Below are 18052 nucleotides of genomic sequence, written 5' to 3'. Positions count from 1 at the left end.
GGTGAACGATCCGGACAGTGCGCGGCTGCAGATCGACTGGGCCCGCTGTGACGGGCGCGGGCTCTGTATCGAGTTCCTGCCGGAGCTGCTGACCCGGGACGACTGGGGTTTTCCGGTCTCCCGGGACGGCAGCCGGGAGCCGATCGTGCCGCAGGAGCTGCGCCGGCACGCCGACCGCGCCGTAGCGAACTGCCCGGAGCTGGCACTGCGTCTGCTTCCGGGGTAGCGGGCGTCGCGTCGTCGCTGATCTGTCGCGGGGTGACCACTAGCATGGTCAGGCATCGCCGATCTCGGCGCAGTGCGGTGGACAGCGACGTGGTGGACAGATGTTGACGAACGACGACGGCACCCGGCGGACCTGGCTGCGCCCGGTCCTGAGTTCCACGGAGCATGCCGCAGGCCGGCAACGTGGTGAACTGTTCGAGCGTTCGGGTTGGGTCATCCAACCGGACAGGCGGCTCGGGCAGGTGCTGGCTGGGCGCCCACCAGGGGTGACCACCCGCCAGTGGAGTGTCGCGACCCGGTCCCGGCTGGACTTCGTGGTGTGTGGCGTGCCGGACTACCATCCGGCGTTTGTTGTGGTGTTCGTCGATCCGGCCGCACGGTCGCCGCAGCAACTGCGGGACGAGCGGATGACGGACGCGGTGTGCGAGGCGGTCGGCCTGGAGTTGCTGCGGATCGAGTCAAGTGCCCTGTCCATGGCCAGGTCCGGTCGGCGGGTGGTGGAGTACCTTCTCGACGCGCGCGCCTTCCAGCGGATCGGTGGCGGGGGTTCCGCTGCGGACACCGCTGGGTCGGTCAGCTACCGGGACATCATCGGTCGGCTCCCGGACGGTCGCACCGGGTATGTCAACGATCTGGGCGCGGTTGCCCGGACCCGGGCGGTGGAAGCCTTCGTCAGCCGGCAGTTGACCGATCCGCTGCTGCGCAGCCTGCACGTACGGTGGAACGACGGTTGCGCCGAGGGATGGGCGTGGCTCGCGGTCCGCGACGGCCAGTTCTTGTTCGAGCGGGTGCGGATCTGGCCGCATCGGCTGCAGTGCGGGATAGCTCCCGAGCGATTCGCCGAGGATCTTGCCGCAGCCGGGGTAGGCGAGTGGTTGAAGATGCTTGAGGTGGGCGAGCCGCAGCTGCGCCAGCGTCGTGACCTGAACGACGAGCTTGGCGAGTTGCGATCACGTCGCGCCGAGATGAGTGGCGTTTTCGCGTTTGATCATGTGTCGTTCAGCTGATTGGACCAGGTTGACCGTGGCGGCCGATCCAGTCCGCCACGATCCGCCCAGCCGGATCCTATGGTCCGCGTGACCTGCGGATCCTCAGGGCAGTGGCACTCGTTCGGATCGGTTGGCGCCGGCGGATGATCCGCCCTGCCGCCGGGCCCGCATTTGGCCCGGCTGTGCCGCCGGCGCCGATACCTGTCCGGGTGGAACCTTGCCTGCACCTGTACTCGGGAATGTGCCCGACGGTGCGCTCAGCCCTTGTGGTAGGCGTTGATCACGTTCGCCGGGATGCGGCCTCGTTCGGAGACCGCGTAGCCGTTCTTGGCGGCCCATTCGCGGATTGCCCGGTTCTGCTCGCGGTCGGAGCGGGCCGGCGGGGCGGTGAAGCCGGCCCGGCCGCCTCGTCCAGCTGCGGTGCTGCGGCTGACCCTGGAGCCGGCAGCGATGTACGCGTCCAGGGCTTTCCGCAGCTTGCCGGCGTTCTTCTCGGACAGATCAATGGTGTAACTGACACCGTCCAGCGAGAACTCCACCGTCCGATCGGCCTCGCTGCCGTCCAGGTCGTCGGTCAGGAGAGTAATAACTTTCTTGGCCACAGATGCTCACTCCTCGGGATACGGCCGTGTTCGGAATTGAGTCTGACGCATTGGCGTGCCATTCCGCAACACTTCGGCCATTGTCAGTGGTCGGTGGGCGGCACTGGCCGGGTCCGGATCTCCTTCCCGGCGCCATTTGCGGCAGGCCAGGGCCGGTCCAAGGAGTCAATCGTGGTGTCGGGAACGTCAATGCGCGAGAACCTGCTGTACCTTGATCCTCCGGCGCGGGCCCGCCGGAGGGCGTCGACGTGGGATGCCCCACATTCCATTACCGCCTGGACAGCATACCTCTAGCATAGAGGTGCAGTGATGATCGCCTGGTTCAGGCGACGGCCGCCGTGAGCGGTGAGCGTCCGGTTCGGATGCTCCACAACTGCCGTTTGATGGATGTGGGTGCCGGTCTCGGCGTTGAGCCGAGGCCGGCGCTCATACGCGTCGCACTCAGACCGAGATCACCCAGACCAAAGAGCAAGCGGCCCCGCTGACCTGGTCAGCGGGGCCGCTTCGGGCTGTTGGCGCGGTCGTTCGTCAGGCCAACCAGCCGTTCTGCCGCACGATCGGCAGGCTGTGCCACCAGCCGGCGAGGCTGTAGCGCAGGCCGGCGCCGGTGGCCGCCAGGCCGAGTAGCACCAGGCCGTACACCAGGTGGTCGTCGAGGAACGGGTTGTTTGCGAGCGGCAGGGCAGCCAGCCACATCAGAGTCAGTAGCAGCGTGCCGGAGATCGCCGCGATCCACATTCCGATTCCCAGGATCAGCGCGACACCGATGCCGAGCAGCCCGGCCATGAACAACCAGTCCGCCCAGGCCTGGCCGGCCATGCCGCCGAAGAATCCGCTGAAGGGTCCTTCGACGTTGCTGAGAAAGCCGGTCGTCGGCGACCCGCCGTTGATCCAGGCGCGCTCGCTCGGGGTCGCCTTGCCCAGGCCGAGGAGCTTGTCGAGGAACGCCCAGAGGAAGACGAAGCCAAGCGCCACCCTGGTCACTGCCCAGATCGCCGTACCGAACCGTCGAGCCGTCGTCATCGTGCTCTGCTGATCCAGCCCGCCGACCTTGGCGGACGCCGGGTGAGTAGTACGTGTCATCTCGATCCCTCCCCTGTCTGCCGGTGCCTGTCGCGGTCCTTCCGGCACCTCAAGAATCAGGGGGTCGAGGCCGGCCGGGTCAGGGCCAGAAGTCCCGGTTGTCGGTGCCGGAGGTCGCCTCTCAGACGTGGGCCGGGCGGCGCAGCTGCCCATGGGCGTGTTCGAGCAATGTGATGAGAACGTCGGTGCCGGAGCGCCGTTCCCGGGCGTCGCAGAGCATCACCGGCACCTGCGGTGTGATGTTCAGGGCTCGGCGTACGTCGGGCATCGTGTGTGGCGGGACGCCGTCGAAGCAGTTGACGGCGACGATGAACGGCATGCCGCGCCGTTCGAAGTAGTCGATCGAGGGGAAAGAGCCGGTCAGGCGCCGGGTGTCGGCGAGTACCACCGCGCCGAGAGCGCCGACGGCGAGTTCGTCCCAGACGAAGAGGAAACGCTGCTGTCCCGGGGTGCCGAAGATGTAGAGCACCAGCTCCTTTCCGAGCGTGATCCGGCCGAAGTCCATCACCACGGTGGTGGTGGTCTTCGTCTCGACGCCGGTGACGTCGTCGACGCCGAGCCCGATCTCGGTGAGCTGTTCCTCGGTGCGCAGCGGCCCGGTCTCGCTCACCGCGCCGACGAGGGTGCTCTTGCCGACACCAAAACCACCGGCGACGAGGATCTTCACTCCGATCGGGGCGACCGTCTCGGACACTGACGGGTCAAGGTGCTCGTAATCCATTGTTTGACCACCTCGAACACGCTGTCGTCAGGTCCGGTCGACGCCGACGGGGGATCCCGCATTTGCGCCATCGCGTGCTCGAGCGGGTCACGAGCATCACCCGGACGGTGCTCAGCGGCAAAATCCGGGAAAGTGGCCGTTTCAGCCACCGACGACGGTACGTGGCAGTGACAAAGGATAGCCAGGCGCTTCGGGCCCGGTGCAGCCGTGCCCGTCGACGGCGTTCACCGCCATCTTCTGGGCGAGATGTCCGGCGGCGACGATGCTGGCCTGTGCCGCCGGCAGTGGCGCGGGTCGCGGTGTGCCGGTGCTGTGCTGCCAGTCTTCGGCTGACGGGTCTTCGTCGGCCGGCGTGAGGTGGGCGGCTCCGTTGCCGGCGGACCGGGCCATTCTGGCGCTTGGCGGGTCGGTTGTCGCCAGCAGCACCAGCAACGCGTAGGCGGTCTCCTCGGCGGTGCCGTACCGCAGCCCCCACGCCCCGCCGGGACGCTGGGTGCGCAGCACCCAGTCGACCGCCCGTAGCACCGCGGCCGAGGCCCGCGCCCCGACTCCGGCGTCGTGCAGGGCGAGGGCGCAGGCGGCGGTCGTGAAGTGCGGTGAGGTGTGTCGTCGATCGTGCCAGGATCCGTCCGGTCGTTGCCGGTCGCATAGCCAGGCGCTGATCCTGCCGCGGGCAGCGGTCACCTCGTAGTAGCGCCGTCCGTCGCCGGCCGCGCCGAGGGCGTCGAGCAGACGGGCGGCGGTGACTGGCGTGTCGTGCCCGGCCGGGACGGTGACGCCGCCGCCGCTGAGGTCGAGTAGTACGCCCTGGTCGGTCGGCTGGCCGAGCAACGCCAGCGTGTGGATCACCAGTGCGATGGTTTCGGTCCGCTGTGCCGATGCGGGGGCGGCTCCCGCCGGTGCGAGCGCGGCCCGCAGGGAGTCGATCAGGTCCGGGGACACCAGGAGCGAGATGTCCGCCCGCAGCAGGGTCGCCAGGGCCGAGGCCTGGTCGTGGACGGTGGTGGCGGCAGGGTCCGCCCGTACCACGACGGGGGCGGTCCGGTGCCGACCGCTGAGTTCGTCGGTGAGTTCTTGTGCGGACTGTTTCCAGCGGCTCGGCGGCCGGGCCCCTGGCCCGGCCCAACCGATCTCCGCTGCCCGGACTTCCGACCGGGTCCAACCTTCGGTGACGGTCACGAGTTGCCCCAGAAGTCGGCGATCCGGTGGAATCCGCTGTTGAAACCGAGTTGGCGGGCCAGATAGCTGGCCTGGTTCGGGCACCGGACCTCCAGCGGCCGCAGCAACTCTCGGCAGCGGTCAACCAGATGTCCGACTTGTTCTTCCACTCTGCTGCGGTCCGCGGTCAGCAGCGCGTCGAAGTCTCCCCGGCCACTGCCCCGGCTGGCGGAGGTGAGGTCATCGACCAACCTCAGGACCCGCTGTGCCTCCCGGGAGACCGTGATGAGTTCGTTCAGGTGGGCCAGAGCTGAGCTGTCGCCGAGGCGAAGCCAGTGGGTCAGGTGCACGAACGTCGAACCCAGGGAGTCGGCGTTGTCGAGATACTCGCGTAATGTCGGCCGGCTCGCACCGGGCCGGGCGCGGTCGGCGGACATCCACCGCCATTCGCGGCCGATCGCGTTGAGCGTCCGTTCCAATTCGGCCCGCCAACCGTCGCGTCGTGCGGCGAAGCCCGGTGTCGGCAGGAGTTGCGCGAGAAGGTCGGCGAGGAACCGGCCGAGTTCGTCGTGCTCTCCGGCGGGCACCCCGTGGGCCACCGCCCGGCAACGGTCGATGAGGATTTCGACGTCGGCCTCGCTGCCGGCCCGATGGTGCACGCTCCAGCGCAGCGCGCGGACCCAGACCGCAGCCCGGTTGGTCAGCCGCAGTTGTTCCGGGGTGCACCAGGGTGCGCTGAACGCCGATGCCAGTGACACGGCGGCGAAGAAGGCCGGATCGAACGGCTTGACGGGGAACAGTTCGGGGTAGGCGCTGGTGTACTCCGCCAGGTCGCGCTGGCCGGTGGTGGCGATCGCGCAGATGCGTCCGTGTTCGGCGGCGACCTGCAGGTTCTCGCCGGCGGAGGTGGCGACGGTTCGCATCAGCGGGTCCCGATGATGGCGACGGCGCCATCTCGGGTCCCGGCGGCGACGGCGCCATCTCGGGTCCGGCCCGGTCCACCGGGGGGTGGGACGGTGGCAGCGGCTGACGGGAGGTTGGACGATGTTGTGCGGGGTGCCGCGCCGATCACTCGATCTCCTGCATGTCTGTCTCGTTCTGTCACCTGACTGCAGGGTCAACCCGGCCGGGCGGTGACTTATCGGAAGCAAAAGATGACTTTCGGCTGATCATGCCACGATGATTACATTTAATCTAGCTGCATAGATGTTAAGTTCCTTTGCTACTCGGGCAGTCGGGGCGGTACCTGTGGTGACCGCCGGGGTGGGTCTCAGGGGGGCGGGTACGGGCTCCGGTGGTGCCGCGGCAGGCTGGGGCGAGCGTCCTTTTCGGAGCAAGGGCCTGCTTGGTGGTTCTCTGTACCAAGGGGTAGCTTTGCTGCGGATATCGTCAGGCGTCTTGGCGGCCGGTGACCTCGACGGGGCTGGGTCCTGCGCCGTGCGACGTCCGCAGCCATGGAGGTTCGACAAGCGGTGAGTTCATACACCATAACGATCGCCCCGGACGATGAATCCCGGGCGACGACGACGTTGCGGGTCGAGGTGACCGGTGCCGGTGCCCGGATCACCGAGCTGCTGGTCCGCGCCGGCACCGGCGCGGGCCTCACACCGGGGCAGCTTCCCTCGGTCAATGTCGAGCAACTGCTCCGTTCCATCGTCGGCCAACCGGACAGTCCGGCGATCGAGCCGGACGAGCCGGCGGTCGAGGCCCATCCCGCGCCGGTCGCGCTGACCTCTACTGCGGACCATCCGGCGGTGCCCGACTCGGCGGTGCCCGAGGCCACGACCCGCGTGGCGAAGAAGACCACGGCGGTACGCGCGACGGCCCCCGCCCGTACCCGCGGCGCCACCACACGCAAACACGCGCGGCAGAAGACGGCGACCGCCCAGAAGCCCGCGCGGCAGAAGACGGCGACCGCCCAGAAGCCCGCGCGGCAGAAGACCGCCCAGGAGAAGACGGTGGCCGCCCGCCAGCCCACTGGCGCCCGTAAGGCCACTGGCGCCCGTAAGGCCACTGGCGGCCGTAAGGCCACGCCAGCGAAACGCGCCGACGGCGCCGGGCGCACCACCCAACCGGCCACCGCCCGCAGCTACCGGCGGGCACCGCAGGACCTCGGCGCCGTCTTCGACCGGATGGGCAGCGTCGGCGCCGTCGCCACGCACTTCGCCGTGCCTCGACACACCGCGCAGAGTTGGGTACGGACGTTGCGCCGTCGCCAGGAGGCCGCCTCGGCCTGACGGCCCAGCGAGCGTGGGTGTGTGTGGCGCGACCGGGCCGCACCCACCCACGGCGACATTCGGTGTCACCAGGCCACCATCATCCGTGCGATCCAGGTTGGTGTGGTAGATGTGCACGGGTGACCGAGCCGCCAGCGCACGACCCGACCAGCGCGATGACCCCGACCGGACCGGGCGGTGCCCGGGCGACCGAGGAACGCGAGGTCGGGCCGCCAGCGGGCAAACCGACCTGGCACGGGTTGCTGGAGCTGATCGCGCTCAGCGGTCTCGGTGTGGCCCAGCCGCTGCTCGACGTGATCGGCCGTAGCCCGGATTTCTTCTTCTTCCACGGTGCCGGAGTCGTGGCGGTGCTGGCCCTGGTCGCGATCGTCGTGTTGGTGCCACCGACGCTGCTGTGGGGCGTCGAGCTGCTTGCCGGGCTGGTGGCCGGGGCGGTCGCCCGCCGGTGGACCCACCTGGTGCTGCTTGGCGGTCTGGCCACGTTGTTGGCGGTGCAGGTAGGCAAGTCCCTGACCGATACCCGGGGTCCGCTGCTGATGGTCGTCGCGGCCGTGGCGGCGGTGGCCGCGGTCGCGGGGTACGCCCGGTTCGCGGTGACCCGCCAGGTGCTGCGGGTGGCGGCCGTCGGTCCGCTGGTGTTCGTCCTGCTGTTCGTCTTCGCGTCGCCGTCGTCCGCGGTGTTCCTCGGCCGCGGCGCGGCGGAGATGCCGGTACGCAGTACCGGTCCGCATCCACCGGTGGTCGTCATCATTCTCGACGAGTTCCCGTTGCTGTCGTTGCTCGACGAGCAGGGCGAACTCGACGCCGACCGGGTGCCGAACTTCGCCAACCTGGCGGCTGGCTCGACGTGGTACCGCAATGCCACGACGGTCAGCGGCAAGACGACCTCGGCGGTACCGGCGATGCTGACCGGACGGTACCCCGCCGGGGCGGTGACCCCGCACTACTCGCAGTATCCGGAGAACCTGTTCACCCTGCTCGGTCCGGAGTACGAGATCGAGGCCTGGGAGAACGTCACCCAGTTGTGCCCGCCGGAGCACTGCCGGGGGCGTCCCGGCCAGGCCCGGGGCAGCCTGCAGGTGATGCTGCGGGAGACCGCCGGGCTGTACGGCCAGCTGATCTCGCCGACCGACTCGTTGGAGGATCCGACCGCCAGTTTCCGGGAACCTACGGTGGCTGACGAGGTCCGCGCCAACGACAAGGACCCGCAGGCCGGACCGGATTTCCGGATGAGCCGGCTGACGGAGAACCAGCCGGCGAGGTTCACCGAGTTCCTCGGCTCGTTGCAGCCCAAGGAGACCCCGACGTTCTGCTTCCTGCATCTGCTGATGCCGCATTCGCCGTGGACGTACCTGCCGAGTGGGATGCGCTACCACGGACCGAGCGGGTTGCCCTTCGACGGCACCTGGTGGTCCAGACTCGCCCATCAGCGGCACATCGAGCAGGTCGGCTACACCGATCTGCTGATCGGTGAGGCGATGCGTACGCTGCGCGGCAGTGGCCTCTACGACGACGCGTTGATCGTGGTGACCTCCGACCACGGGGTCAGCTTCAGCCAGGATGTCTCGGGCCGTGAGATGGACCCGGAGTTCAGGGCGGCCCCCGAGCTCGCCTGGGTGCCGCTGTTCGTCAAGGAGCCTGGCCAGCGGGTTGGTCGGATCGACGACCGCAACTGGGAGCATGTGGATCTGCTGCCGACTGTCGCCGATCACGCCGGGGTGGCGGTGCCGTGGCGTACCGATGGGATCTCCGCGACGGGCGAGCCACGCGAGACCACCGACAAGCGGTTCGACGATCAGCCCGGGGAGCCGATGACGGTGGACGGCCCTTTGCATTTCGCCTCGGTACGCGCGGGCAGTGGGGCGCACCCGGTGTGGCCGTTGTTGCCGGCGGCCGACCTGATCGGTACGGCGGTCGCCGATCTGACGGTGACCGGGGTCGGGCCGACGGCGACGGTGGCGAATCTGGCCGCGTTCGGCGATGTCCAGGCCGAGCGGGGGCTGCTGCCGGCGTTGGTGCACGGCGCACTGCCGGACGTGGTGCCGGACGGGGCGCCGATCGCGATCGCCGTCAACGGTACGGTCGGCACCGTGGTGCAGGCGGCCCGCGACGGCGAGGGACGGCTGCGCTTCGTCGGGCTGATCCCGGACGAGGACCTGTTCGTGCCCGGTGCGAACGAACTGGAGCTGTTCCTGGTCGCCGACGACGGCGGGGCCGTGACCGCCCAGCGGATGCCGACTGGCTGACCCCGCAGAAGCAAAGGACGCCGCAGGCGGTGCCGGCCGGTGTGGATTTGGACGCCGGGGGCGTGCCTGGCCGGCTGGACGGGTATGACCATCCGGACAGCAGGAAACGGGTTCGACGCCCGGACGAAGGAGGCGACCATGGTCGGCAGGATGATCAAGCGTTGGGCGGTCGTGGCGATCGCGGTGCCGTTGGCGGCGGCCGGTGCGCGCAAGCTCAGCTCGGTGGTGGAGTCCCGCCGTGGCCCATCGCGTACCTCGAATCTGCTGCGCCGCGCAGGCGACACGCTGCACCAGAAGAAGAAGGGGCGTCGCGCCTGGCGCTGATCTGCTCCGCGCTCGTTGCGGGAGGTGCCTGGTCCGGGCCGCGCAGGGCGGTTCTGCCGCTCACCCGCCGCTCGGTACGGCGCGCTGCCCGGTGTGGCGGCTCGATCGGGTCGTCGGCCCCGGAGCCGCCGTCGCCGGGCAGCGTCGTTTCGTCCGGTTTCAGCTCGACATGGTCCGCACCCGGCTGGGGTCCGCCCGCGACGCCGGTCAGGTCCGCTCCGACGCTGCCCTGGACCAGGTCGTGGAGCTGCTGTTCGGTCCGCTCTACCATCGTTGGCTGCTGCGCACCGGACCACTGACCGACGAGTACGCCGACAGCATCGTCGACCTGGTCGTCGCCGTCACCCCGCCGTCACCCCGCCGGGGCCCACCGGGTCCACCGGCCCCGCACCGAACGACGACGACATCGGCGGGACCAGCGCTTGAGCCACCCTTGGTGTCCGAGTGATCACCATTCGTAAACATCGATCTTCCTGTTGGTATCGATACCCTCTAATATCTGATCCACCACCGGTGCCGAGCACGGCACCGTCCGGTCTGCTCCCGTGAGCTCGGGGCGACCAATCGGAGGATGGGTGAGCACATGAGCGAATCGTACGAGCGCAGACCGGTGAGTCGGCGCGACGTAGTGCGCGGCGCGGCGGTCGGTGGGATCGCCGCAGCGGCGGCCGTCGGTGGCACGTTCCTCCCGGGATCCGCCGCGGCGGCCGCGCCGGCCGTGGAACCGATGCCCGCGCCCCCCACGCAGCCGGTGCCGGCACCTGCGCCGGCTGCGGCGCTACTCAGTCTCGGCGGCTGGTTGGGCACGGTCATGAAAGTCGCGAACGTCGCCGCGCAGGTGCTGCCCGTCGTCCTCAGCGGGCAGGCGAACAACGAGGTTCCGCCACCCTTCCAGGTCGGGGATCTCCAGTTCGAGTGGATCGGGCTCGACGGCGGCAACATCGACCTGTACGCCAAGAACCCGACCAGCGGGGACATCGGGTTGTCCTACTCGGTCACCAGATCCGGACCAGACACCAATCTGGGCGTCTACCAGCCGATCAGGGCACGTCATCAGTACAAGTGCCAGGCAGACCTCAGCACCTTCGTCGACGGACAGGTCTCCGTGGCGCCGGTGCCGATGATCACCCTCGCGAATGCGGCCGTCGGCCGTACTCTGTGGTGGGCCACCCGAGCATTGTCTCTCGGCGTCGCCGCCACTGTGACCGGTGGCGTCAGGGTGACCGTCACCAAGGACCCGAACGGACTCACCTACAGCGCCTCCATCGAGACGACCGGCCCGCCCAATCCGGTGAGCGTGGAGATCGCGGCAAGCGACAAGGACGGCAACACCGTCAACGCCAAGTGGAGCTCCACGGGTCCCACGGCCGCCCCCAACTCGACCATCGCCGTCCCGCTTCCGACCGGGGTCACCCTCGACCCCGTGGTCGCGTCGCTGCAACTGATCCTCGGATTCGAGGAGTCAGGCTTCCAGCAGCTCACCGCCGAGCGGCTCGGGCGGTTGATCGCCATCTGACGGTCCGCGTGAAGGTGCGCCCGGCCGGCGAGGACGTGGGTGTCCACCACGTCCGGCGCGGCGCGGGCGCACCTTTCAGACGTTTCCGGGGCTGCTCCGCCGGAATCGCGACGAAGACGAGCACCGCCGCTTCGTGTGCGGGTCCGGCTGGTTGAGGACGGGGCCGGCCGGGTTCGGGACGCGATCAGGGCGGGCAACTCCCGGCGGCCTTGCGGCTGGCGATCGTCTCGTCGGCACCGGAGGCGTACTCGACGAGCACGCCGCCGCCCGGATCGAACCGCCAGGTGTCGCCGTCGAGCCGCAGCGAGCTGTTGCCGACGGTGTCGTCGCGGCGCCAGGTGAGGTCGACGGCGGTTTCGTTGACCGGGGTGACTTCCTGGAGTTCGAACTCCACCCCGGCCTGTAGCGGACATGCCTTGTTGGCCTCGACGAACACCTCCTCCGGCACCGACTGCTGGGCTTCGGCGGTCCACAGCTGCCAGGCTCCGGACCAGTCGCCGTTGGCGATCAGGGTGAACTCCTGCTGGGCGGTGCCCAAGGCGTCGGCGACGTTTACCTGGATCGGTTCCTGGGTCGTGCCGGGCCCTGGGGCCGGTGGGGCAGAAGGGTTTCCCGGGGTGCTACCAGGGGCGGTGTTGCAGCCCGTGACCAGCACCAGGACGGCTATCCCGGCGAGTACGCTCGCGGTGCAGCGGCGCATGACACTTCCTCCGTTCGGGGCGCCTCCGGCAGGGGAACGGTGTGGGAGCGCTACCAGAGGTCAGTCTGGCAGCTTAAGCGTCGGATCGACGTTTGTCGACGATCTTGGGTCTACCGCAGGACAAATCTGGCAAATGCTATCGATAGCTGCAAGATCGTGGGTGGGGTCGACGGGATTTCCCGCCTCGTCCGACCCGTTGGAATGTCACGGTGAACGGGTTTCACCTCTTGTTCACGAACGTTCAGCCTGATAGAACACGGAGGTGGGTGAGTCGCATCCACGGCCGCATTGCCGCTCCACCGCTCACTAAAGAGCACACCGCAGAATCAGCCCTATCAAGGTCACCCTCGCCGTTAACGACGGAGGTCTTCTCCCATGGCCGGTACCTCTCCGCGGGGCGGATCCGCCTCGCCCGCCCTATCCCGCAGGTCGGTGCTGCAGTTCGGCGGCATCGGCGCGTTGCTGTTCGCCACCGGTGCCTGCGCCTCCGGTTCCCGTACCGAAGGCTCCGACGACGCCTCGCCCAGCACCGGCTCGGACACCCTGCGCATCGCCGTCTCCAGCTACCTCAGCAGCTGGGACCAGGACTTCGTGGGCTTCGACCCGGTCGCCCTGATGCTCTACAAGAACATCTTCCCGTACATGATCGACTACGGGGTGACCGAGGCCGACGGCTCCCGGATCCTCGACACCGAGAACGTGGTCGCCACCTTCGCCGAGTCCTTCGAGCCGAACGCCGACCAGACCGTCTGGACCCTCAAGTTGCGCCAGGGCCTGACCTTCGCCAGCGGCAACGAGATGACCGCCGCCGACGTCAAGTGGTCCAAGGACCGCGCCTTCGCCGCCCAGGCAAACGTCGCCGGCATCTACCGGACCATCGGGCTGACCGAGCCGGACCAGGTCACCGTCGTCGACGACTACACCGTGCAGTTCACCCAGGCGTTCCCCAGCGCGCTGACCCGGCAGATCCAGGCCATCTCGCTGTACGTGTTCGACTCCGAGGAAGCCAAGAAGCACGCCACCGACGCCGACCCGTGGGCCACCGAATGGTTCGCCAACAACGCCCCGACCGGCGGCTACTTCAACGTCGATCGGGCGGTGCAGGGCCAGGAGATCGTGCTCACCGCCAACGAGGGCTACCCCGGCCCCGACCCGGCGCAGGCCAAGACCATCCGCATCTCGGTGGTGCCGGCCGCCGCCAACCAGCGGCTGCAGCTGCAGGCCGGCGACGTCGACGTGGCGCTGGGCATCAGCCAGCGCGACATCGCCGACCTCAAATCCGCCGACGGCATCAAGGTCATCTCGGCGGCCAGCAACGAGCAGGTCGCCATCCAGATGTCGGTGACCACCGCGCCGTTCGACAACGTCGACGTGCGCAAGGCCCTCGCCCACGCGGTGCCCTACGACCAGATCATCAACAACGTGTACGGCGGTGACGCCCGCCCCACCAGCAGCCTGGTGCCGTTGGACATGCCCGGCTACGACGAGCGGGGCTACCCGTACGGCTACGACCCGGACGCCGCCCGCGCCGCACTCGCCGCCGCCGGGTCCACCCAGATCACCTCCGAGCTCGTCTACGCCACCGACAACGACACCCAGCAGCAGATCGCGGTGCTGATCCAGAGCGAGGCCCGCAAGGTCGGCATCGAGCTGGAGCTGACCCCGCTGGACCCGGCCACCCTGGCCGAACGTCGGCAGCAGAAGAACATCCCGCTGCAGATCACCTCCGGCCAGCTGTGGGTCAACGACGTCGAGTACATGCTGGCCACCAGTTTCGTCGACGGTGCCAACCTCAACTACTCCAACTACGTCAACCCGGAGCTGGAGGAGATCTACGAGCGCTCGCACACCGTCGTCGACGCGGGCGAGCGCAACGAGCTGTGGCTGCGGGTCCAGGAGATCCTCGCCGCCGACGTGCCGTGGGTGATCCTCTGCCAGCCCAACTTCAACCTGCCGGTGCGCGAATCGGTCGCCGGCTGGGTCCAGCCCATGGACGGGTTGGCCCGGCTGCGCTACCTGAGCACCTCGGCCTGACCGACGGCGGCATCCACCCCTCATGCGCATCGCCCGTTTCGTCGCCCGCCGGCTGCTGCAGCTCGTTCCGGTGCTGCTCGGCGTGATCGTCGCGACCTTCGTCCTGGTGCGGGTCCTTCCCGGGGACCCGATCCGGACCATCCTCGGCCCCAACGCCACCGAGGTGGAGGCCGCGGCGGCACGCGCCCGCTACGGACTGGACCAGCCGCTGTGGAAACAGTTCCTGGACTACCTCGGCGGGCTGGCCACCGGTGACTTCGGCACGTCGATCCAGAGCGGCAACGCGGTCGCCAGCGAACTGTCCCTGCGAGTCGGTCCCACCCTGCAGCTGGTGGTGCTGGCGGTCACCGTCGCGGTGCTCATCGCCGTGGTCGGCGGCATCTGGTCGGCGCGCCACGCCGACCGTGCCGGGGACCACGGCATCCGGGTGCTCGCGTTGATCGGCAACTCGGTGCCGGAGTTCTGGCTCGGCCTGGTGCTGATCCTGATCGGCTACAGCGTTCTCGGCTGGTTCCCGGCACCCAGCGGCCGGGTCGACCCGGACACCAACCTGACCCCGATCACCGGCGCCGAGCTGATCGACGCCGTGCTGACCGCCAACGGCCCGGCGTTCACCTCCGCGCTCGGACACCTGGCGCTGCCGGTGGCCACCCTGGCCATCGTGGTGGTCGCGCCGCTGCTGCGCAGCGTGCGCGCCTCCGCCCTGGAGGTGCTGCACTCCGAGGCGTACACCGCCGCCGCCGCGCACGGGCTGCGCGATCGGCTGCTGCGCCGCGGCTACCTGATCCGGGCCACCCTGGTCCGGCTGCCGTCGCTGGCCGCTCTGGTCTTCGGCACCGCGATCGGATCCACCGTGCTGATCGAGTACGTCTACTCGTGGCAGGGCTTCGGCCAATGGGCGCTGCGCGGGCTGCTCTACCGCGACTTCCCGGTCGTGCAGGCCTCCGTACTGCTCATCGCCGTCTGCTACGTCCTCGTCTTCCTGATCGCCGACGTGGTGCACGCGATCCTCGACCCGAGAGTGAAGATCTGATGGTTGACCTGCGCGCGGCCGGCGGACCCGGCGACAGCGCCGACGACGCCGCCCCGGTGGTGGCCGTCGGCGCCGCCCGGGGCGGCCGGTTCGCCACCGTGCTGATCACCGTCGGCGCGACGATCCTCGCCGTCGTGGCGCTCGCCGCGCTCGCCGCACCGCTGCTGAGCTCCTGGGGCCCGGAGGAGATCGACCCCGCCGGCACGCTGCTGGCGCCGGGCGGCAGCCACCTGCTCGGCACCGACATCAACGGCATGGACGTCTGGAGCCGGGTGCTGCACGCCGGCCGGCTCGACCTGGGCATCGCCGTCGCCGCCGTCGCCCTCGCCGTGTTCGCCGGCACCACCCTCGGCCTGATCGCCGGCTACTTCGGCGGCTGGGTCGACGACGTGCTGATGCGGCTGCTCGACATCTTCCAGGCGTTCCCCACCTTCATCCTGGCCCTCGCGGTCGCCGCCCTGCTCGGCGGCGGCACCGTCAACCTGATCCTGACGATCGCCCTGGTCAACGCCCCCGGCTACGCCCGGCTGGTCCGCGCCGAGGTCCGGTCGGTACGCGAACTGCCGTTCATCGACGCCGCCGTCACCTCCGGGGCGTCGCACCTCGGCGTGCTCTGGCGGCACGTGCTGCCGAACAGCCTCACCCCGGTCCGGGTGATCGCCCCGCTGGGCTGCGGCTGGGCGATGCTGACCCTGGCCGGGCTGTCCTTCCTCGGGCTGGGCATCTCGGTGCCGACCGCCGAATGGGGGTCGATGATCAGCCTCGGCTCGCCGGACGTGGTCGCCGGCCGCTGGTGGACCTCGGTCCCGCCCGGCCTGTTCCTGCTGGTCAGCGTGTTCGGGTTCAGCCTGCTCGGCGAAGGCCTGCAGGAACGCGCCGAAGCGAAGCGGCGGTGATGACGATGGCCTCCAGCGTGACCACGACCCGGGACCTGCTCGCCATCGAGAACCTGTCGGTGCTGATCCGCCGGCCCGGCCGGCAGGTCGCCGCGCTCACCGATGTCAGTCTGCACGTCGACCGGGGCGAGGTCGTCGGCCTGGTCGGCGAGAGCGGCGGCGGCAAGTCCATGGTGGCCCGGTCCATCGTCGGACTGCTGCCCGGCGGCGCGCACACCACCGGTCGGGTCCGCTTCCACGGCGGGGATTCGACCGCCGGCGCCAGCGTCGGCGATGTCGGCACCGACGGCGATGTCGGCAGCGACAGCGGCACCGGCACCGACAGCGGCACCGTCGACGTGCTGCGGCTCGGACCGGACCAGCTGCGTCGGCACCGCGGCCACGGGGCGGCCATCTGCTTCCAGAATCCGCGCGGCGCGCTGAGCCCCACCCGGACGGTCGGGCGGCAGTTGGTCGACCGGCTCGTCACCCACCAGGGCATGAGCCAGCAGCAGGCCCGCGAGGCCGCCGGGGAACTGTTCGCCGCCGTCGGCATCCGTAGCCCGCAGCGGCGGCTCGCCGCGTATCCGCACGAACTGTCCGGCGGGATGGCCCAGCGGGTGATGATCTCGCTCGCCACCGGCTGCGCACCTGGCCTGCTGATCGCCGACGAGCCGACCACCGGCCTGGACGTCACCCTGGCCCGGGAGATCCTGCGGCAGTTCCGCCAGGCCGCCGACACCGACCGGCGCGGCGTGCTGCTCATCTCGCACGACCTGGCCTCGATCGCCGAGATCTGCGACCGGGTCGTGGTGCTCTACGCCGGCACCGTCGTGGAGAGCGGACCGGCCGACCGGGTGCTGCGTGCCCCGTCCCACCCGTACACCCGGGCGTTGCTCGCCTCGGTGCCCGACGTCGACGGCCGGCTGGTGCGGGCCACCGCCGGCGGGATGCCGCTGCTGACCGAGCCGCCCGGCAACTGCCCGTTCGTCACCCGCTGCGCGCACGCCACCGAGCGGTGCGCCGAGCAGCGCCCGCCGACGGGCGCGGTGCCGGTCGCCGCGCCGGCCACGGCCACGGCTGCGGGCCCAGCCGCCGGTCCGGCTACCAGCTCCGACGGCACGGCCGGGGCCGTGGCCGGCTGGACGCTGGCCTGTTTCCATCCGCAGACCGGGCCGCCGACCACCGACCCGACCCCCGCCGCCGCGACGGCGAGCGGCCCGCTGTCCGCAGCGGCGCCGGAACAGGTGGGCACCGAGCGCACCGTGCTGCGTATCGACGACGCGCACGTGGTCTACCGCAGCCGGTTCGGCCGGGGCGGGCACCATGCGCTGCGCGGCGTCGACCTGACCGTCGCCGCCGGTGAAACCCTTGGCGTGGTGGGGGAGAGCGGTTGCGGCAAGTCGACCCTGGCCAAGTTGATCCTCGGGCTGGTCGAGCCGGCCAGCGGCACCGTGGAGATCGGCGGCGTCCGGATGGCCGAACTGCGTGGCCGGGCCCTGCGCAAGCTGCGTACCCGGGCCCAGTTGGTGTTCCAGGACCCGTTCGGCGCGCTCAGCCCGCGCCGCACCGTCGCCGACGCGATCGGCGAACCGCTGCGCGCTCTCGGCGTACCGGCGCAGCAGCGGGCCGAGCGGGTCGGCGCGGTGCTGGACCGGATGGAGCTGGACCGTTCCATCCTGGCCCGCCGCCCGCACGAACTCTCCGGCGGCCAGGCCCAGCGGATCGGCATCGCCCGCGCCCTGGTCGGCGACCCCGACCTGATCGTCTTCGACGAACCCACCTCGGCGTTGGACGTCACCGTGCAGGCGCAGATCCTGGAGGTGATCCGCGACGTCGCCGCCGACTGCGACCGTGGCTCCATCTTCATCTCCCACGACCTGGCCACGGTACGCGGCTTCGCCGACCGGGTCATCGTGCTCTACCTGGGCCGTATCGTCGAGGAAGGCCCGGTCGACGAGGTCTTCACCAGCCCGGCGCACCCGTACACCCGGGCGTTGCTGTCCAGCGCGCCCAGCCTCGGCGCCGGCTTCGACGGCGGCCGGGTCGAGCTGCTCAAGGACCTGGAGGAGGCCGACGGCGACGCCGGCTGCCCGCTCGCCGCCCGCTGCCCGTTCGTCACCGGCCGGTGCCGCACCTCCGAGCAGCAACTCCAGCCGTACGGACGCAGCCGGGCGGCCTGCTGGCGCGCCCCGGAGATCCCCGACCTGCTCGCCCACGCCCCGAGCACAGCCGATGCCCTGACCACAGCCGATGCCCTGACCGCAGCGCAGGCGTCGACGGACGCCACTATCCGGAAGGTGACCTGA

General features: G+C 70.0%; 17 protein-coding genes. 11 read left to right on the top strand and 6 right to left on the bottom strand.

Features of this window, described 5'->3' with window-relative positions:
- The first annotated feature begins 1 nt into the window (after position 1).
- Entirely contained in the window at positions 2-226 is a 225-nt protein-coding gene (locus tag ACFHVL_RS07735; RefSeq protein ID WP_416626537.1) for a ferredoxin, read from the top strand.
- 100 nt (positions 227-326) lie between these two features.
- Positions 327-1232, top strand: coding sequence for a DUF2726 domain-containing protein (locus ACFHVL_RS07730; protein ID WP_416626536.1), 906 nt, complete (start codon positions 327-329; stop codon positions 1230-1232).
- 239 nt (positions 1233-1471) lie between these two features.
- Here ACFHVL_RS07730 and ACFHVL_RS07725 read toward each other — a convergent pair whose 3' ends face one another.
- The 5 genes from ACFHVL_RS07725 to ACFHVL_RS07705 all read right to left on the bottom strand — a co-directional run bounded on the left by ACFHVL_RS07725 (position 1472) and on the right by ACFHVL_RS07705 (position 5701).
- A complete protein-coding gene (locus ACFHVL_RS07725) occupies positions 1472-1816 on the bottom strand; it encodes a histone-like nucleoid-structuring protein Lsr2 (RefSeq protein WP_416626534.1) in 345 nt (114 codons plus the stop codon).
- 528 nt (positions 1817-2344) lie between these two features.
- Positions 2345-2899, bottom strand: a complete 555-nt coding sequence (locus ACFHVL_RS07720; RefSeq protein WP_416626532.1) for a hypothetical protein — start codon at positions 2897-2899, stop codon at positions 2345-2347.
- Positions 2900-3020: 121 nt separating this feature from the next.
- Positions 3021-3620, bottom strand: coding sequence for a GTP-binding protein (locus ACFHVL_RS07715; RefSeq protein ID WP_416626531.1), 600 nt, complete (start codon positions 3618-3620; stop codon positions 3021-3023).
- A 141-nt stretch (positions 3621-3761) separates the two neighbouring features.
- Positions 3762-4799 (bottom strand): prenyltransferase/squalene oxidase repeat-containing protein, encoded by a 1038-nt coding sequence (locus tag ACFHVL_RS07710; RefSeq protein ID WP_416626529.1) that lies wholly within the window; start codon positions 4797-4799, stop codon positions 3762-3764.
- On the bottom strand, positions 4796-5701 hold the full coding sequence (locus ACFHVL_RS07705) for a terpene synthase family protein (RefSeq protein WP_416626528.1): 906 nt from the start codon (positions 5699-5701) through the stop codon (positions 4796-4798). The genes ACFHVL_RS07710 and ACFHVL_RS07705 overlap by 4 nt, the downstream gene beginning before the upstream one ends.
- 549 nt (positions 5702-6250) lie before the next feature.
- On the opposite strand from ACFHVL_RS07705, the gene ACFHVL_RS07700 reads away from it, so the two are divergent.
- The 5 genes from ACFHVL_RS07700 to ACFHVL_RS07680 all read left to right on the top strand — a co-directional run bounded on the left by ACFHVL_RS07700 (position 6251) and on the right by ACFHVL_RS07680 (position 11101).
- Positions 6251-7015, top strand: coding sequence for a hypothetical protein (locus tag ACFHVL_RS07700; RefSeq protein WP_416626526.1), 765 nt, complete (start codon positions 6251-6253; stop codon positions 7013-7015).
- A gap of 119 nt (positions 7016-7134) precedes the next feature.
- Positions 7135-9261, top strand: coding sequence for a sulfatase-like hydrolase/transferase (locus ACFHVL_RS07695; protein ID WP_416626525.1), 2127 nt, complete (start codon positions 7135-7137; stop codon positions 9259-9261).
- Between the two features lie 84 nt (positions 9262-9345).
- The gene (locus tag ACFHVL_RS07690; RefSeq protein ID WP_416626523.1) at positions 9346-9585 is read left to right on the top strand and encodes a hypothetical protein; all 240 of its coding nucleotides are present in this window, start codon (positions 9346-9348) and stop codon (positions 9583-9585) included.
- 91 nt (positions 9586-9676) lie between these two features.
- Positions 9677-10033 carry a TetR-like C-terminal domain-containing protein gene (locus ACFHVL_RS07685; RefSeq protein WP_416626521.1) on the top strand — a complete coding sequence of 119 codons (357 nt, stop codon included), beginning with the start codon at positions 9677-9679 and terminating at the stop codon, positions 10031-10033.
- Between the two features lie 135 nt (positions 10034-10168).
- Complete coding sequence (locus tag ACFHVL_RS07680) at positions 10169-11101, top strand: hypothetical protein (RefSeq protein ID WP_416626520.1); 933 nt, start codon at positions 10169-10171, stop codon at positions 11099-11101.
- 184 nt (positions 11102-11285) lie between these two features.
- Here the strand turns inward: ACFHVL_RS07680 and ACFHVL_RS07675 are convergent, their stop codons facing one another.
- Positions 11286-11801, bottom strand: a complete 516-nt coding sequence (locus tag ACFHVL_RS07675) for a hypothetical protein (protein WP_416626519.1) — start codon at positions 11799-11801, stop codon at positions 11286-11288.
- Between the two features lie 432 nt (positions 11802-12233).
- Between ACFHVL_RS07675 and ACFHVL_RS07670 the strand changes: the two genes are divergently transcribed.
- Genes ACFHVL_RS07670 through ACFHVL_RS07655 form a run of 4 tightly spaced genes read left to right on the top strand, consistent with a single transcriptional unit; the run spans position 12234 to position 18052 of the window.
- Positions 12234-13835 carry an ABC transporter substrate-binding protein gene (locus ACFHVL_RS07670; protein WP_416626517.1) on the top strand — a complete coding sequence of 534 codons (1602 nt, stop codon included), beginning with the start codon at positions 12234-12236 and terminating at the stop codon, positions 13833-13835.
- A gap of 22 nt (positions 13836-13857) precedes the next feature.
- Entirely contained in the window at positions 13858-14868 is a 1011-nt protein-coding gene (locus ACFHVL_RS07665; protein ID WP_416626515.1) for an ABC transporter permease, read from the top strand.
- Positions 14868-15764 carry an ABC transporter permease gene (locus tag ACFHVL_RS07660; protein WP_416626513.1) on the top strand — a complete coding sequence of 299 codons (897 nt, stop codon included), beginning with the start codon at positions 14868-14870 and terminating at the stop codon, positions 15762-15764. Before ACFHVL_RS07665 ends, ACFHVL_RS07660 begins: the two co-directional genes overlap by 1 nt.
- Before the next feature lie 5 nt (positions 15765-15769).
- A complete protein-coding gene (locus ACFHVL_RS07655; RefSeq protein WP_416626511.1) occupies positions 15770-18052 on the top strand; it encodes a dipeptide ABC transporter ATP-binding protein in 2283 nt (760 codons plus the stop codon).

The sequence above is a fragment of the Micromonospora sp. LOL_023 genome (assembly GCF_048060115.1).
Classification (GTDB): domain Bacteria; phylum Actinomycetota; class Actinomycetes; order Mycobacteriales; family Micromonosporaceae; genus Micromonospora_E.
This window is presented reverse-complemented; position numbering and strand designations above follow the sequence as displayed.

Bases quoted from the DNA above. Each gene is read 5' to 3' on its own strand.
- ACFHVL_RS07730 (WP_416626536.1), top strand. From the start codon at position 327: ATGTTGACGAACGACGACGGCACCCGGCGGACCTGGCTGCGCCCGGTC.
- ACFHVL_RS07720 (WP_416626532.1), bottom strand. From the start codon at position 2,899: ATGACACGTACTACTCACCCGGCGTCCGCCAAGGTCGGCGGGCTGGAT.
- ACFHVL_RS07715 (WP_416626531.1), bottom strand. From the start codon at position 3,620: ATGGATTACGAGCACCTTGACCCGTCAGTGTCCGAGACGGTCGCCCCG.
- ACFHVL_RS07705 (WP_416626528.1), bottom strand. From the start codon at position 5,701: ATGCGAACCGTCGCCACCTCCGCCGGCGAGAACCTGCAGGTCGCCGCC.
- ACFHVL_RS07690 (WP_416626523.1), top strand. From the start codon at position 9,346: ATGACCATCCGGACAGCAGGAAACGGGTTCGACGCCCGGACGAAGGAG.
- ACFHVL_RS07680 (WP_416626520.1), top strand. From the start codon at position 10,169: ATGAGCGAATCGTACGAGCGCAGACCGGTGAGTCGGCGCGACGTAGTG.
- ACFHVL_RS07675 (WP_416626519.1), bottom strand. From the start codon at position 11,801: ATGCGCCGCTGCACCGCGAGCGTACTCGCCGGGATAGCCGTCCTGGTG.
- ACFHVL_RS07665 (WP_416626515.1), top strand. From the start codon at position 13,858: ATGCGCATCGCCCGTTTCGTCGCCCGCCGGCTGCTGCAGCTCGTTCCG.
- ACFHVL_RS07660 (WP_416626513.1), top strand. From the start codon at position 14,868: ATGGTTGACCTGCGCGCGGCCGGCGGACCCGGCGACAGCGCCGACGAC.
- ACFHVL_RS07655 (WP_416626511.1), top strand. From the start codon at position 15,770: ATGGCCTCCAGCGTGACCACGACCCGGGACCTGCTCGCCATCGAGAAC.